This is a genomic window from Paraburkholderia rhizosphaerae, assembly GCF_004366595.1.
Taxonomy (GTDB): domain Bacteria; phylum Pseudomonadota; class Gammaproteobacteria; order Burkholderiales; family Burkholderiaceae; genus Paraburkholderia; species Paraburkholderia rhizosphaerae.
Map to the genome: position 1 here is coordinate 125010 of NZ_SORE01000018.1, position 15744 is coordinate 140753.

The following is a 15744-nucleotide window of genomic DNA, read 5'->3' on the forward strand; positions in this document are numbered from 1 at the left end:
GACCCTGTAGTGGCTACAGGGTTCACGATACTCTTTTCGAGACTCGTCGGGTGACCTCCGTGCCAGGACACTGCTGTAACCATTGTGATGCTCAATCCACGCCGCCACGCGCCGGGTATCGCAGATTGCTTTGGATCGCGCTCGCTATCAACTTCGTCATGTTCGCCGTCGAAGTGTCGACCGGACTGCGCGGCGGATCGGCGTCGCTACTGGCGGATTCGCTCGACTTTCTGGGCGACGCGGCCAACTACGGCATCAGCCTCTTTGTATTGGGACTGGGCCTGTCCGCGCGTGCAAACGCGTCCCGACTCAAGGCCCTGTCCATGCTGGCGTTCGGCATTTGGGTGCTAGGCCTCGCAGCGTGGCATCTCTTCAGCGGCCGAGTGCCGAGCGCGCCGACTATGGGGGTTGTTGGAACATGCGCCCTTCTTGCAAACGGCACCGTAGCGGCACTGCTGTTTCGCTTCAGGGACGGAGACAGCAACATGCGCAGCGTGTGGCTCTGCACCCGTAACGACGTACTCGGGAACGTTGCTGTCCTGCTTGCCGCATTCGGCGTGTTCGGGACCGGCTCTGCATGGCCAGATCTGGTCGTTGCGGCGATCATGTCGCTGCTCGCCTTGACGTCCGCTACGCACATCCTTCGTCAGTCCAATGCAGAACTGCGCGATCACGCCATCGGTCGAGGCGTTCCTGCAGAGCTGTAATTTGCATCGGCATTGCGCTGCTCGACATGTATCTGGCGAGTTCCAGGGAACGAGTGCCGCGTATTCGTCGACGGACATCGCATGCGGTAGCCGCTGGAACAGCCAGAGAAGGTAGCGGTAAGGATCAGTATGTTTGCCTTGGCGGACTCAACTAGCGAGTAGAGATTGGCGCTAGCCTGCGCACCCGCAACCGTGTCGTCAAATAGTCAGCCCTTGCGTCCGACGCAGTTTCCGTTTCCGATGTAGCAGACCAGCTTGGGTCACTGTCCGCTCATGTATTGCAGGGCTCCCCATCGGCAGCTTCCGTCCGGACCGCCCCCGATTCGACGCGACCGACGCGAGCCAATTGACGACGGCCCTCAGCCGCGCCTGACGCCAACATCAGCGCGAAGCCGCATAGCGCGATCACGGCTGCGATCACGGGCAGAAACGTCAGCGGCTTACCCGCGGCCAACGCGGCGCCGCCAAGCCATGCGCCGGTCGCGTTGCCAAGATTGAAGGCGCTCAGATTCAGCGTGGATGCGAGATTCGGCGCTTCGCTGCCGCGATTGACAACCAGCGTCTGCAAAGCGGGAAACTTGGCAAACGCGACGACTCCCCACACGAATGCCGCACACATCGATGCAACAGCCGAATGCATCGTCAGCGCAAATACGGTTTGAACGACCGCGACCAGAAGAAACAGCACGTTCACGGAGGGCACCAGCCGCCAGTCCGCGAGCTTTCCACCCAGCACGCTGCCCACCGTGAATGCGACGCCGAGCAGCAGCAGGCCAAGCGTCACGCCATGCGTCGACAATCCCGCCTCGCTCTGGAGGATCGGCGCGATGTAAGTTAGAACCGAGAAGAAGCTCGCCGCCGCCAGTACGCTCACACCCAGTGCGAGCAGCAAGCTGCGGTTTTTCAGTGCGGCGAACTCACGGGTAAAACTCGTTTGCTGCTGGTCGAGCCGGGACGGCAGAAAGAGCGCGAGCCCTAGCGCCGCAAGAATGCCGATTGCGGTGACGGCCCAGAACGTCGCGCGCCAGCCGGCGAACTGCCCGAGCGCGGTGCCCAGCGGAACGCCCGCTACGTTGGCGAGCGTGATACCTGAAAACATCATCGCGATCGCCCGCGCGCGCCGCTTCGGTTCGACGAGTTCGGCCGCCACGACCGAGCCGATTCCGAAGAACGCACCGTGACACAACGCGGTAATGACGCGCGCAACAACCAGCATTTCATATCCGGGCGCCAGCGCACAGGCGAGGTTGCCGACAATGAATATCCCGATGAGACCGATCAACGCCTGCTTGCGCTTCATGCGCGACGCCGCGATCACGACAAGCGGCGAGCCCACGGTCACGCCCAGCGCGTATGCGGTAACAAGAAAGCCCGCTGCCGAAACGGAAACGGAGAGGCTCTTCGCAATTTCAGGCGACAGGCCGACGATGACAAACTCGCTGGTGCCGATCCCAAACGCCGCGAAGGTCAGAATGAGTAAAGGCAGATAGGTGGTGCGCCAGTGCTTGTTCATGATGGAAACTCAAAAAGAACCGCGTTGACAGGAGCGCTCGTTCAGCGGTTCAGCGACCGCGAGGTCGCTCAACCATCTGCACCCAGTTGGCCCCTTTTCCGCATTCCGTGCGCGAAATCAGGTGAAGCGAACCGGTTTCGGTGGCTACCGCATAAGCACTGACATGAGCCGACTTGCCGCCGCAGACAACGAGGAAGCACCCGGACGGGTCGATTGCGAAGCCGCGCGGCTCGGATTCGGTCGGCGTGGCGCCCACGTAGGCAAGCGCGCGATCGCTCCGCACGCGGTACGCAATCAACTGGCTCGAGGTTCGCTCGCTGACGTACACGAACCTCCCATCCGGTGTGATCTGAATGTCCGCGCCCCAGACACGCGATGCGAGGTCGTCGATATCGGCAGGCCTGCCGGGCGCGAAACCCGAGCGCACGCACCCGTGCTTCAGATGCGCAAGCGCGTGCGCAGGCGCGGACATACGCGGCCCGATGAGCGCGCCGGATTCGGCATTGCGAGCAAACGCGGCGACTGTCGCGCGGAATTCGCTGACGACATAGAGCGTGTCTTCGTTGGGCGAGAATTGCAGATGCCGCGGCCCGAAGTTTGCGTCGACTTTCGCGACGCCGGTCCGCTCCATCCGGCCGTTGTGCATCGCGAAGCAAAACACGGCGTCTCCGCCGAGCGACGACACGTACGCGAAACGCCCGTCGCCGGTGAACACGGCTGCGTGAGCGTGCTCGATGCCGTCGGCGGTTTGCAGCGCGCGGGCGTCGCCTTCGGCGACAGAAGCCGCGTCGTATAGCGTGGCGCGATTCTCGTGGTACGACGCGCCGAGCAGATAGTGGCCGGACGCGTCCACGCAAAGATGCACCAGCTTCGAATCGATATGCGCAACACCACGCTGCTTGAGCGCGCCGCTATGCGTATCGAGCGCATAGGTGACGATGCTCGGGCGATCGCCTCGCGTCGCCGCGTACAGTGTTCCGCTATCACGCGATAGAGCGAGCGGTGCCACACCGTCGCCGGCAACATAGCGCGCTTCGGGTTCGAGCGTGCCGTTTTCCGTGTCGAAGCGATACGCGCCAATGTCGCCATCCGCTGCGTTCGAAACGAAGACTGAGTAAACGGGTTTCATATGATGTCCCCTGATGCCAGATCGCATCCGGCTCATTTTTCCTTGATCCAGTCGTACGGCTTGCCCAGTCCCTCGTAAAAGCAGCCCAGAATATGGTTTGCCTGGTACAACCGATGGCCCGGATTGAATTCGCCACGGTCTTGCCGCTGGACAACGCAACCTGTCGCGATCGTGCCGATCGTCAGACCGTCGGTCAACGCGCGGGCCAGCAGGTACCACGTCACGCCCCATCCATTGCACGTCTGGCCATAAAACATGCTGTCGCGCAGCGTGCGGACGTGCGACGACGGAATGATCGCGGGTCCGTACACATAGTCGCCCGCGAGTCCCAACTCGTAGCCGATGATGTTGCTTTCGGCCGCCTCGATCTCCCGCTGGACCATCGGAAAGCTTTCGAATTCGCTCTGCTCTCTCGCAATGACTGCGTAGTCGAACGGCAGCTCGCGATAACGCCGCAGCGTTTCTTCGAGCCGCGTCGTGAAGAACTCGTACTTGTCGACCTCGCAGTAGAAGACATGGTCCGCGGCCTCGCTCGCGCCAAGCAGGGACATCTCCTTCTGGCTGCGCAAACCGTCGGACGTACGCAGCAACCGGTGTCCCATCGACTCGATTTCGCGCAGGAACTGCGGAGTCGAGCCGCCGTCCGCGACGACCACCTTATAGCCGTTGGTCGCGAGCCACGCCAACGACTGCAGCATAAGATCGCGATTGCCCTTGTGTTCGTGGCAGAAGGTCGCCACTGCAAATTGGTCTTTCATAGAACCTCCAATACTGTTTGTCGATGAGCGAGTGCGAACGTGCCGATGTTCGCGTCGCCACCTGGCTCCCGTATGCGCATCGAGCCGCATCGCGAGAACCGCGGAATCCTTCAGGAAACGCAGACGCTATCGCTGTTCGCGTCGTGGTTCACGTCGAGATTCGTCAGGCACGCGTCGACCTCGTAGATGCAGTCGAGCTTCGAACCCAACACGGAGACGATTTGCGGACTTTGCTCGTGAACCGTGAACAGGATCGGACGGGCGTCGTCGAATTCGTTCTTGATCGGAACAGCCTTGACCTCGAACGTGCTGTAAAGGTATTCGACGCCCGCGAGCCCCGGTACATAGAGCGCACTATCGTTCTTCATATACGAGAACCGGCTCTCCATTGCGGCGGCGCTGGTCTTCGATCCAACGTCCCAGCCGGCTTGCGCGGCGTTCCATGACGCGTGCGGCGTATAGCGCACATGGCTCAGAGAGTGGCAACCGTGCGCGGGCGCCGGCATGCACGAGAAGAAATTCCCATCCATCACCGTGAACCCGAACTTTCTCAGCGGTTCGGGCATACGAACCATGCATATTTCGGCGAGTTCGTTCTTGATGGCGAGCGGCTGCTGGCCAATCATTCGCAGTATCCGGTTGATTCCCGAATACGTGACGTTGAACACGCGGCGGGTGACAAAGCGTTGAGCGCCGCCGTTGATCGAAAGCGTCACTTCCCCATCCGAGATGTCCATCGCATCGAGATCCGCGTTGCAAAGCAATGTCAGATCCGGCAGAGCCTCGAGATCGGACAGCATCCTCGCGCGCAACTTCGCGTTATCGATCGCGGCCTCCTCGACGACGAACGCTCGCTCGATCCGGGTCGGGTCGAACAGCTTGAATGTTTCGCGATCGACATCGTGATACGGAAGGCCGATGAAGTCGCAAAGCTTCGCGAACTGGTATGAGCTCGTGAGCGATTTGTCGCGAGGGATCGCGTAGATATGCTCGAAACCCGAATACACGCAATCGCCATAGTCGCTCATGAACCGGTCGTAGTTCTGGTGAGACGACCACGCGGTCGCAAGGCTGCGCGGATAGTGATAGCCGTTGTGAACCCGCGCCTGATTGAAGAACGATGCGCGGCCGAGAATCTGAGGTTCCTTTTCCAGAAGAAGAACACGCTGGTTCTGTCTGGCAAGGAACGCGGCGATGTTTGCACCAAAGAAACCCGCGCCGATCACAACTACGTCATAACGTGTGGTTGACATGATGAACTCGCTTGAATAACCGATGGTGGTCCCGGGGGAAGGAAGCGCGTGCCGGTCAATGCGCGTTGACGCTGAGTTCGACGATTCCCGGGTTCCGGAAGTTGATCGAGTCCTGCTCGTCGAATTCGCAGGTCGACGGCCGCGACCGCGCGCGCGCGACGAGGTCCTTCAGCCACGAAGCGGCCACTTCGATCGGTGCAGTCCGGCTTTCGTCGGCCTCCAGCAACTGGCCGTTGGCCAGCGTGTACCGGGACAGGCCCAATTCGCGGATCGCCTTCGTGACGTTGCATCCGTGACTGGCGGCACGGGTGATCGTGTTGACCGCGCTGCGCGGAAACACGCTGACCGGTACCGCAAAAGCACGACTGTTGTCCTTCAGCTTCAAATGGAATGCACGCTTGCTTCTTTTCGCGAGCGTCGTCGCCATTTCGGCGAATTCGTCGGTTCTGTCGAGGTGAGCATGCGGAAGCAGCATCACGAAATCGCCGATCGATACGCTTAACCCGACCGACACGGCTTTTTCGGAGCTCTGCTTCTTCTGCAGCGAGATCCACCGCACATTGCGATGCTGCGCGAGCAGCCGGGAGCGGCTTGCCGAACTCAACGCTGTACCGACGTTATCGACTACGATGATTTCGTAGTTGATGAATCTGCCGCGCAAGCTGGCTTCGAGACCGACCAGTGTCAGCCGCTCGACCTCGGTCTCGGTGTTGATCGTAATGACAGCGGACGCGATGGTATTGGCGTGCAGGTTTCTTGCGAAGTCGCCAGTCCGGAAGTCGCCGTGTGGCCGCCCGCGCGATGCATGGTCACGGGGGTTCAGTGAGGTAACGGTCGAATCGTACATTTTCTGAGTCTCCATTTCGAAGTCATGGTCGGACAATAAGCAGGATTTCAGCTTGTGCGCGGTCGCCTGCCGGTAACGGAATCTGCGAAGCCCCTTGACGGGATACGGCGTCGCTTGTCGATGGAAGGAATAATGGCAGCGGAGAATTAGCCTGAAATGATGGCTGGGAGCGGCGTTGGACGCCGCGCTAGCGAGCAGCTAGCGGAAGCTGGAGCAGCCGTCCAGGCGCCTGGCCGCGCGCCGGAAAGATGCGGGAAACGATGTGGGGGCTTGGGTCGATCAGATATCGTCAGATGTTCGATATGCAGTCGCGGCGTTCGTTATTCGGCGCTAATTCTCGCCGCGCAGAAGAGATTGATCGTTGATCAGCAGGGGGAAATCAGCGCCTCGAGCGGTGCTGCGCGCATCAAGGTTCCGGGGATCGGTCTTGAGGTTCGCGATACGGCTGTGGATTTTGCACGGTATGTAGAGAGGATGCTGGGGGCGTCTCAGGAGAGTCGATACAGCGATGAGCAGATTGTGCGGATTTTGCGGGAGGCGGACAGTGCGCCGATAGCCGAGGTGGCGAAGCGCCACGGCGTGAGCGATGCGTCGATCTACGCATGGCGCAAGCGTTTCGGGGAGATCGTCAGCGACGACGTGAAGCGTCTGCAGGCGCTGGAAGCCGAGAACAACCGGCTGAAGAAACTCGTCGCTGAACGGGATCTCGAACTTGAGGTGATGAAGGAGATTCTCGGCAAAAAGTGGTGAGCGCACAAGTACGCCGCGAGCAGGCCCGCTATGCGATTTCGCGCGGGTTGAGCGAGCGGCGTGCGTGTGCGCTGGTTCGGGTCAGCCGCGCCAATGTCGGTTACGTGAACAGGATGCTTAGCAAGGATGCTGGGGTAATCCAGACGATGCGGCAGCTCTCGGGGGACGATCCGCGATTTGGCTCGCGCAGGATTCGCATCATGCTTGCCCGCGAAGGCATTGTCGTAGGCAAGGAACGCTGCGGCCGGTTGTGGGCGCAGGCGGGGCTGCAGGTGCATCGCAAGCGGCGCAGACGTCGGGGGGTGTCAGTAATTTCGTGTCGCCGGCTCGCGCCCGCGGCCATTTGCACCAGAGATGCGCAATGCGATGTTGAGCTATCTGTCTGATCGTCGTTGACGAGCACGCGCGCGAATGTTTGGCAATCGATGTTGCGGGCTCGATCCGGTCTGCCCGGGTCATCAAGGTGTTAAGCCAGCTGATCAGCGTTCACGGCGCACCACGATATATGCGCACCCCGCTAGAGAGCCGCCTCCTCGACCGATTAATCCGGGACTTTCGGATTCTGTGAGCGCGGCGCGGTCGCCACTTCTGACGCCCCTTCCGACCGCAGGCGGGCCATGAAGGGCCATTCGCCCGAGCCTGCGCGCCGACATTCGGAGGTCGGTTCCACTCGGTAAGCTCGCCGTTTGGTCGTTGCCGAACGCGAACGTTGCTCCCTCGTCCGAGGAGGATGGTGAAGCAAATCAGCCGTTGCCGTCTATCGAACCGGTTGCTTCCAAGTATCGCGTTCAGCGCCCTTCTTATGTGAGGCGTCGCACAAGACCGCGCAATGCACTCCAGTTCGCCCAACGCTACCGCGATCAAGCGGCTAGCGATCGTGGCGGTCAATATGCAATTGTCTGTCGCGCTTCAATGCCATTGTCACGTAGGTAGTCACGCAGCACGACGTAACGCTCACGATACTTTTTCGACTTGATTTCCTTCGGACTGAACCAAAGACTAATTGAGTGTACCTGATTGGCGTCTCCGGATAAGCTGGCTTCCCGAAAGAACAATGGCGACAACTGCTGAAGGATGGCTGCGGCCGACGCTTTATGTTCTTTCGTCCCTTGGGTAAACGCGTTAATTGCAAACCTTAACGATCCGAGTATGACGTCGACTAAGCTACAGAAATGCGACTGACCAATCGCAGCTATGTGATAGCCCACGATGTATTTGATTGCCATTGTGTTGCTATACGGAAGCTTGCCAGTCAGGCCGATTGCCAGCTTTTCCCGTAAATGTTCGTCAAGCTGCTTATCGACGAAACGGTCGATAAGTACGAGTCCGGCGACTTTGGGTCGATGCAGGAAACAGTCGAAGTGATAGCACAATGTATTGATGCCGTTTCGTCTTGCGTCGTCTGAACTGGTAGCGATGTCGTGGAGTAGCAGATTGACCAGCAGTTTGACTTCGAATTTCACTGCAGTCGCGATAATGGCCTGTTTGAACTTGATAAAATCTTCATGTGACATACCCTGGGGGCCAGGATTGAACTTCACAAGAAAATTAGGTGGCACGCAGAATCGCTTTCTGATCTTTGCCAGTTCGCTGGACAAGCCCTCCGCCCGTACACCATTGATGGCAATTCCTCCGTACACGAAAAAATCTCCAGAGATCTTCTGGAAGTTTGTCTCGTCGCAATAGAGCAAATACATATCGCCTCCAACTTCGCAAGTGTGAACACCCTAGTGTTCTGCTGTCTGTTGCACTATCGAATGGATGAGAGAGAGTGTAGATCAGCGAGCGATACGTGGAACCGTTCCTGGTGGGTTGCGCAAGCTACAGGAATGGAAGTCGTCGCCAAGATTTACGAAGCTTTCGTTGCGTTGCACGGGTTGATTGCAAACACTGTCGCCGTGCCGACGGCGGGCCATGAGCGTTATCTAAAGTAGCTTTCAGTTAACACCATATGCAGTCCGGATGAGGCTATCCTAGCGAGTGAGCCAATTCGGCGGCTAGCAGATTGCATGAGAGTGTCGATTCAAACGACGCACACAGTTCAATTTTGCTATTAGCGTGGAATGACCTATTTTGATTTAACAATGCGATCCGAGAAAGTCGCATTGCCTTCCAAGCGCGTCTAACGAATCCGCTAGACGTAGCGAAGAGTCTCTTGTCAGAGACAAGAGAGTAGACGATACGATCTCTTGCATCGACACGGCGGCCATCATGGAGGCATAAATGCATGGGAAAAGACACACCCCGGTGTCGGCGTTCGTGTTGGTCGTTTTTCTCAGTATGCTCCAGGGATGCGGATCGGTCGACTCGCAACCTACCGACTGGGTATCGCGTGACTGGGCCGGGAGTATGGCTACGTACAACATTTTCCCAATCTACCCTCCCAGTGAAGATGTTCACATTGGTGACATTTATGCATACCGCCTTGATGAAGCAAAACGTGGCGACGGGAATCTTTTCAGGTCGGTCAAGCTCGATTACGTTTCCCAGACAGCTGCGCTACGAGCCTACTACGACCACGTGCCAGTAATGCCGTCTACCTCGGATGAGCCAAGCACAGGCAAGATTTGGCGACAGTTGGCAGCAGGCGAAGCGTATCAACCATCTGCGCAGGCGAGCTCTGATCCGAAAGCAGACGAAGGAAAAGGCGGCTCGGACGCCGTGCCCCCTCCGGCCAGGGGCAACAACAAAGCGCAAGAGCCGAAACACCCGGCGCGATCACCTGCAGATGGTGGAGCGCAAGTACGGGCGAACCCACAAGGTACAAAGGACCAGCAGGCCGCAGATCAGAAGAAAGCCGTCAAACCGGTCAGCATTTTCACCGAAGTGGGGACGATGGAGCGTTTGCCTCTAGTCGCTTTTCCCGGCTTTACTCTCGCTCACGCTGACGTCGAGTCGCTCGGCGGAAGCGTTCCACTGCGCTTCTTCCACGCGTTGTTCGGCGCATCCCGCAACGCCGAAGGTTCAATCAACGTGAAGATCACCGCGGCCGAGACGTACGGCATCCCGGTTATGCAGGCCGCGAGAGCGTTGGCGAACTATTGCAAGACGGATATTGGACAGGTCGCCTGTTCGACCGGCTTTCTACGAGAGCAGATGAAGGCAATCGGAACCGTCGATTCGACAGTTCCCATGGCCGTCTCGATGATCAATAGACTGTACGTTGCCAGGTCGATCGAGTACACCTACGAAGCTTCGACTGCGGAGGGTGCCCAAAGCGATCTCTACGTCAACCTTCAGAAGGCACTCGACAATCAGAAGTCGTTATTGGACGACATCGCAGCAAAGAGTGCGTCCGCTGTCGCCGTCGCTGGGGCATCGGCTCCTGATCAGACAGTCGGTAAGCTGACAGATATCAAATCGGCATTGGACGCCGTTTTGAAGCAGATCCAAGCGACTAACCAGCAGTTTGGAAACTCGCCGGTACCAGGTGCGAGCTTCACCGTTGGTCGAATCGATGCTCAGGGCGTAACTCTCATCCAAATTTTTGAGCGTCCGGTAGCTATCGGATATCGCGCCGTCACGATGCGGTCGAAGGACTAAGGGAGCCGATATGAACCCCAACCATCCGTTTTGCCCTCAGGGCCCATACTTGGTTGGCGCGTTGTTGCTAATCTGCTTTAGCCGGACCGCGGCGCAAAATACACCCACCCGTGCGCCTACCGATACCCCAGCCAGCGCACCTGTTGCCGGTGCGGGGCCAGCGTCGACTGGGTTGTACTGCGACGATCCTGCCCATACAGGCACGCGTTGCTGCCAACTCACACCGGACGCGCGCGATAAGGATGACCTCTGCAGCTTGATTCCCAATATCAACGTGCCGCAGAACCCCATCGGCACATTGATTCCATCCGGTCCAATAGATGGCATTGTGGTGTCGCCCGCCAGCGATAAATTCAATCCAGACAACCTTGCGCCGGGCAACCTAAGGATGAAACAGTGAAGCCGGGATAGACGACGACTTCCACGCTTCGCGATCTAACTTCTGTCGCCGGCGCATGAGCGCCAACGACATCGCTTCGACGGTCAGCCGGTACTCCATGGAGCGGATGCGTGGTGTGTCCTTGGCAAAGATGCCTTTGATCACAAACATGCGCTGCCGTATAGACCAACGGCCGCTATGAGTCCAAGACGCGGCAGATATCCGTGCAGTGACGGACGACCGAGAAGGGTCCGACTTTTGCCGGCCATATCGGGCAGTAGTCGGCCATCGCGAGTCAGACAAGCGGTGTCTGCTTCAGGCTGGGAGCAATCGGACATTAAGTTGCAACGTGACGGCCAGTGCCACCAAGGCAGCCTGTCGACTCACGGCACAACGATGCACCTACCCGAAAGCTTTCGATGGGCTGCATGACTTCTGGCTCACGCCCCCACGCTGCGGCAGCAGAGGTAATACTGTATATTTATACAGTATTCAATTTTTCTTCAAAGTGAGGCAGAGCCGCGATGAAAACGACCTTGAGGATAGGGCGAGGTCGCAGTGCCGCCGCTTACATGAGCATCTGGTGCCACAATTCCCGTTGGACCAGTAGAACGTCTCGTGGGCTAGCGCACGCAAATGTGATACAAAGCGGGCATACGAAATCCGGGGATAATGCGAAAGGCATGGACGTCATCCATGATAAAAAGCCGCGCGAGACAGTTGGTCGAACCACCGTCGCAAGGTTCCGTATGCAGTTCCAAGCGGCCGCCTATGCAGCGCTTGAGATCCTGAGCGGCAAAGAGATCGACCGGGTCTACTGCGATTATCACGACGATTTTGTCGTGCGCAGAACCGTAGCGGGTGTCGTCGACTACCACTTCTTCCAAGTGAAGACCAAGGGCAAGGCAAACCAGCAATGGGATGTCGCGGAGGTGTTCGCTCTCAAGAAGACAGGTGCGCTGGATACGGACGACAAGTTGGAGGCGGTCCGCAACAGCATCGCCGGCAAGCTGTTCGTGCATACCGTCGAATTCGGCGACCAGTGTCGTGAAATCACGGTTCTTAGTAACGTTCACTTCAACGACGATGTTCACGGCGTCGTCACTGACCTTTCCGCCGGCGCGTCCAGCAAGAAGTACATCCGTCAGTTCATCGAAAAGTTCGCGGAAGTCATTTCACCCGAGAGTCCACTGTCATCCGAGCAGATTGATGCGGCTCGAAAGAAACTCTCCTTGCTGCCGAACGTTCAATACATCGGCGATACGCTCGAAGCCTTCAGTATTGCCGCACACAATGCAATCTGGAGGCACAGCGAGATTGAGCTGCATCAACACGAGATTGAACGCCTCGCAAAAAGCTTGGTGACGCTTGTTGAGGAGAAGTCCTGCTCTCCCATCGGAGGGCTATCCAAAGCTGACATCGATCTAGCAACTGGGGTCGGCCTGGAAGACCTGCTTGACGTCCTGAGCATTTCCACCCAGGTGTACCAGACCCTGCTGCAAGGGGGCGACCCTGCTGCCATCAAAGCAGCGTCCATTCTTCAGCGGAAGCTAAAGGAGGCGGGCGCCACTGAATCCATGATCGAGGCGGCCTCGCGAGCCAAGGTGTCTTGGGACGTCTGGGTTAGAAGTGCGCGGCATACGTTTCCGGACTTCACGTTCAACGTCTTGCTCGATGAAATCGACAAGAAGTGCAAGGCTTGGCTGCTCGGAGGTGGCGTCTTGGGAGACCTTGAGAACTTCGTTCAAGAAACTCTTGACTCGCCCATCGCAAAGAAGTTCGCGGCATTGGATACGGACCTGGTGTTCGGAGCTTTCTGTGCTGCCGTCGTTAGGAGAGCAACGCGATGAGCTCGCCAGAATTTTTCAGCGAAGCTAGGCGGCTCGGCCTCAAGCTGAACCTCTCTGGTGAAGGATCTTCGCCTGTGCACACGCTCGACAACGAGGCTCTGTTCCAGTTGCCCCTGCTAGCCATGACCATCTTGGCAATCTCGAAGGGGCAGTCCAAGCCCCAGTTGCCCGAGATTGGGCAGTTGGTCGGCGAGTGTCTGGAGCGGACTGTCGCCGGCTTCAAAGGATCTTCTCAGGACATTGGTTGGTCCGGCAACCTGCGGATCAGGACCATCAAGGCGCTGACGTTCCTGGAGTCGACGGGGCTAGTCACCATCGACGAGGTGACACGCCGGATCGCCTCCACCGACTTGGGCAAGAAGGTCTACAACGACGCCGTGAAGGGAGAGAGTCTCTTGTCCCTCTCCATGAAAACCGTCGAGCTCAGCTACCAGTACATCCGGGATGAAGCTCAAGCCAGAGGGGAAGTAAATTGAGGCTGAAGTCACTGCAGATCGAATCTCTGGGCGACGGAGGTTGGGAAAGCCCGCTCCTAGAGTTTGGCTACAGGACCACGATGCTGTTTGCGCGTAACGGCAGCGGGAAGACCCCTGTCGTCCGTGCGCTTGCGTCCGCGCTGGGGTTCCCTAACAGCTTTCGAACTGACATCCTTGAGAAGTGCAAGGCGGTTGTCCTGCGTGCCGAGTCGGAAGGGAAACCGCTCACGATCTGCCGCACCATTGAAGCGACGAACGAGGGGTTTTACGCCACGATTGACTTCGATGGTGAGCAGACCGAACACCATTCACAGGGTACCTTCTCGCTCGCGCTATTCCAGCTTCTTGGGCTGAAGCCGCCACGGCTTGTGTCGACAAGGGGCGAGGAAGCGCAGCCCTACATCTCAACCTTGTTGCCGGTGTTCTACCTCATACAAGGCTACGGATATTCGGCTGCCTACCGCGCCCCAAACTCGTTCATCGCTGACCAATTTGCGGAAATGGTGCGTTTCGCCTTCGGGCTGAACCCCAAGCATTCCTATGAGGTCAAGAAGACCCTTATCGAAGAGAGGAGTGCCCTAGAGGCGCAAACACGCAAGATCGTTGCTGCACAGCGTGTGCTCGAGTACCAGAGTCGCGGCGTGGACGACAGCGATGCAAACCAAGCGGTGCTGCAGCGGACGGCTGAAAACCTGACGCAGCAAATCGACGGACTTCGTGAATCCGTGGACGCGAGGGGAACAGCGAGTTCGACGCTCACGGAACTCCTGCGTCAGAAGGATCTCCAAATTCGAGCTCGGCAATTGGAGCTTTTCGAACTGCAGAATCGTGTCGCGGGCATCGAGACCATCCGGGCGGAAATTGATGGCGAGGTCAAGACCCTCGGGCTGAACGAAGAGGCCCGGCGTGTCTTCACGTCATTTCAGGAAATCTGCCGCGTGCCGAACTGCGGGTTGTTTCTGGGTAGCACGGAATCGTACGGGAAGAACCTGCTGTATCTCAAGGACCAAATCAAGGACCTTGAGCGGAACAGCCAGCGTGCCGAGATTCGTGTTGAGCAATTGGAGGAGCGGCTTGAGGAGCTAGGCGCGGAGCGCCAGACGCTCGTTGACAACCTCGAGTCGCCCAATACCTCGGGCGTCGATCAGTTAGTGACGGCTGTGCAGGCCTTGACCAAGCAACTTGTCGGCGTGCAGGGCGAACTCGGCCGAATCTCTGGGTTGAAGGAAGAGCGCTCGAAGCTATTCAAGCTGGAGCGAGAACGCGATCGTATCCAGGATCGCATTGACGGGCTGTCCAACACTGGTAGAGCCGATCATGAGTTCAATAAGCTTCGATTGACCCTACGCGAACTCACAGTGAAGTGGATGCAGACGCTTGAGACACAAAATGTGTCGACGAACGTCGACATTGACTTGAATCTGCGCTTTACGTTCGGAGGCGAAACGCTTGATGTCATCGGCAGTGGCGGCAGCAGTAGCACGACGATCAGACTAGTCCTCGCCATACACGCGGCTCTACTAGAGGCGTATCTGTCTGATAAATCTCGTCCATTCCGCTTCCTGATCCTCGATACTCCGAAGCAAGAGGAACTCCACACTGCCGACCTAGCCCGATACCTCACGGAGCTCGAGAAGATGTGCGAGGCAAACGATGCCCAGCTTCTCTTTTCGTCCACCGAGTATGACCACCCAACCGGGTCGAAGGACAAGCGTTGGCTGCCAAGCTACCGTGGACCGGACAAGCCGATGTACCTCGGCAAGCGAAGCGATCTGCTAGCACATGATGAGCCCACGTGATAGAACAACCGAGCTAAATCATACGGCGTCGATGAATGCGCGCAAGATGACAGCATGCGGACCGCTGCAGTTATTTTTGTCTGCCTCCGTGCTCTTGATTTAGTGAATGTAGCACGCAGACAGCATTGGATAATTCTGCTTATACGCCGAGTCACCGCAACGAGTTCAAGAAGAAACACTAATCGCTGATGACCTCAGTATTCCCTCGATTCGACAACAGCAATTCGTGTTGCATCCATCACAGCAATCGAGGAAAATGCATTGGATGTCTAATCAAATAGAAGTGAAGTGATCGTCGAACCGACGATTCCAGCATCAAGGAGAAGTGGCAGTAGAAAAAGCGCGGGCCGAATGGGCTGCAACCCAAACGACCCGCTAACCACAACCAACTCACCAAGGAGTTGACTATGGCTAAGGCCAATCATAAATCAGCAAAGCACCATTCGGTTCGAATCTTGACCGTATCGCGTCAGCGTCGCCCCTGGGTTCGTCCTAAGGACTATTACTCCTGCTGGACCTGCAAGCCGGACTATCCGGATGCGCCTTGGATTCGTCTTGCGGGGCGATGGCTGGAGAAAGCGGGGTTTCCGATTTCAAGTCAGGTTCGGGTAGAAGTTGAAGAAGGCAAGCTTACTATCACGCCTGCGTGATCTGAGTAGTTACCGACGGGCCACCGGCATGTCCCGACGAGCGCCTGATTAAGTAGCCGAGCTTCTACCATCAAAGCCGACAGGACACTC

General features: G+C 57.9%; 15 protein-coding genes and 1 pseudogene. 9 read left to right on the forward strand and 7 right to left on the reverse strand.

The window, feature by feature from the left end; translation table 11 throughout:
• The first annotated feature begins 59 nt into the window (after positions 1-59).
• On the forward strand, positions 60-707 hold the full coding sequence (locus BX592_RS22530; RefSeq protein WP_279589203.1) for a cation efflux transmembrane domain-containing protein: 648 nt from the start codon (positions 60-62) through the stop codon (positions 705-707).
• Between the two features lie 39 nt (positions 708-746).
• Here BX592_RS22530 and BX592_RS34555 read toward each other — a convergent pair.
• From BX592_RS34555 to BX592_RS22560, 6 genes and pseudogenes are all read right to left on the reverse strand, one after another.
• Positions 747-913: pseudogene (locus BX592_RS34555) on the reverse strand (transposase domain-containing protein); the annotation flags it as partial.
• Between the two features lie 65 nt (positions 914-978).
• The gene (locus BX592_RS22540; RefSeq protein WP_134194660.1) at positions 979-2220 is read right to left on the reverse strand and encodes an MFS transporter; all 1242 of its coding nucleotides are present in this window, start codon (positions 2218-2220) and stop codon (positions 979-981) included.
• A 49-nt stretch (positions 2221-2269) separates the two neighbouring features.
• Positions 2270-3349 carry a lactonase family protein gene (locus BX592_RS22545; protein ID WP_134194662.1) on the reverse strand — a complete coding sequence of 360 codons (1080 nt, stop codon included), beginning with the start codon at positions 3347-3349 and terminating at the stop codon, positions 2270-2272.
• Between the two features lie 32 nt (positions 3350-3381).
• Positions 3382-4107 (reverse strand): hypothetical protein, encoded by a 726-nt coding sequence (locus BX592_RS22550; protein WP_134194664.1) that lies wholly within the window; start codon positions 4105-4107, stop codon positions 3382-3384.
• Between the two features lie 110 nt (positions 4108-4217).
• Positions 4218-5360 (reverse strand): NAD(P)/FAD-dependent oxidoreductase, encoded by a 1143-nt coding sequence (locus tag BX592_RS22555; protein ID WP_134194666.1) that lies wholly within the window; start codon positions 5358-5360, stop codon positions 4218-4220.
• 55 nt (positions 5361-5415) lie between these two features.
• Positions 5416-6207, reverse strand: a complete 792-nt coding sequence (locus tag BX592_RS22560; protein ID WP_134194668.1) for a glycosyltransferase family protein — start codon at positions 6205-6207, stop codon at positions 5416-5418.
• Between the two features lie 354 nt (positions 6208-6561).
• Between BX592_RS22560 and BX592_RS22565 the strand changes: the two genes are divergently transcribed.
• Both BX592_RS22565 and BX592_RS35260 read left to right on the forward strand, forming a co-directional pair.
• Entirely contained in the window at positions 6562-6957 is a 396-nt protein-coding gene (locus tag BX592_RS22565; RefSeq protein WP_166676429.1) for a transposase, read from the forward strand.
• Between the two features lie 146 nt (positions 6958-7103).
• Positions 7104-7343 carry an IS3 family transposase gene (locus tag BX592_RS35260; RefSeq protein ID WP_377681501.1) on the forward strand — a complete coding sequence of 80 codons (240 nt, stop codon included), beginning with the start codon at positions 7104-7106 and terminating at the stop codon, positions 7341-7343.
• Between the two features lie 498 nt (positions 7344-7841).
• Here BX592_RS35260 and BX592_RS22575 read toward each other — a convergent pair whose 3' ends face one another.
• Complete coding sequence (locus BX592_RS22575) at positions 7842-8654, reverse strand: DUF3800 domain-containing protein (protein WP_134194674.1); 813 nt, start codon at positions 8652-8654, stop codon at positions 7842-7844.
• Between the two features lie 526 nt (positions 8655-9180).
• On the opposite strand from BX592_RS22575, the gene BX592_RS22580 reads away from it, so the two are divergent.
• The 6 genes from BX592_RS22580 to BX592_RS22605 all read left to right on the forward strand — a co-directional run bounded on the left by BX592_RS22580 (position 9181) and on the right by BX592_RS22605 (position 15654).
• Positions 9181-10500, forward strand: coding sequence for a hypothetical protein (locus BX592_RS22580; RefSeq protein ID WP_134194676.1), 1320 nt, complete (start codon positions 9181-9183; stop codon positions 10498-10500).
• Positions 10501-10510: 10 nt separating this feature from the next.
• Entirely contained in the window at positions 10511-10900 is a 390-nt protein-coding gene (locus BX592_RS22585) for a hypothetical protein (protein WP_134194678.1), read from the forward strand.
• 662 nt (positions 10901-11562) lie between these two features.
• Positions 11563-12729 (forward strand): dsDNA nuclease domain-containing protein, encoded by a 1167-nt coding sequence (locus BX592_RS22590; RefSeq protein ID WP_134194680.1) that lies wholly within the window; start codon positions 11563-11565, stop codon positions 12727-12729.
• Positions 12726-13205, forward strand: coding sequence for a hypothetical protein (locus BX592_RS22595; protein WP_134194682.1), 480 nt, complete (start codon positions 12726-12728; stop codon positions 13203-13205). Before BX592_RS22590 ends, BX592_RS22595 begins: the two co-directional genes overlap by 4 nt.
• 80 nt (positions 13206-13285) lie before the next feature.
• Complete coding sequence (locus BX592_RS22600) at positions 13286-15004, forward strand: coiled-coil domain-containing protein (RefSeq protein WP_134194684.1); 1719 nt, start codon at positions 13286-13288, stop codon at positions 15002-15004.
• 407 nt (positions 15005-15411) lie between these two features.
• On the forward strand, positions 15412-15654 hold the full coding sequence (locus BX592_RS22605) for a SymE family type I addiction module toxin (RefSeq protein WP_134194686.1): 243 nt from the start codon (positions 15412-15414) through the stop codon (positions 15652-15654).
• The last annotated feature ends 90 nt before the right edge of the window (positions 15655-15744 follow it).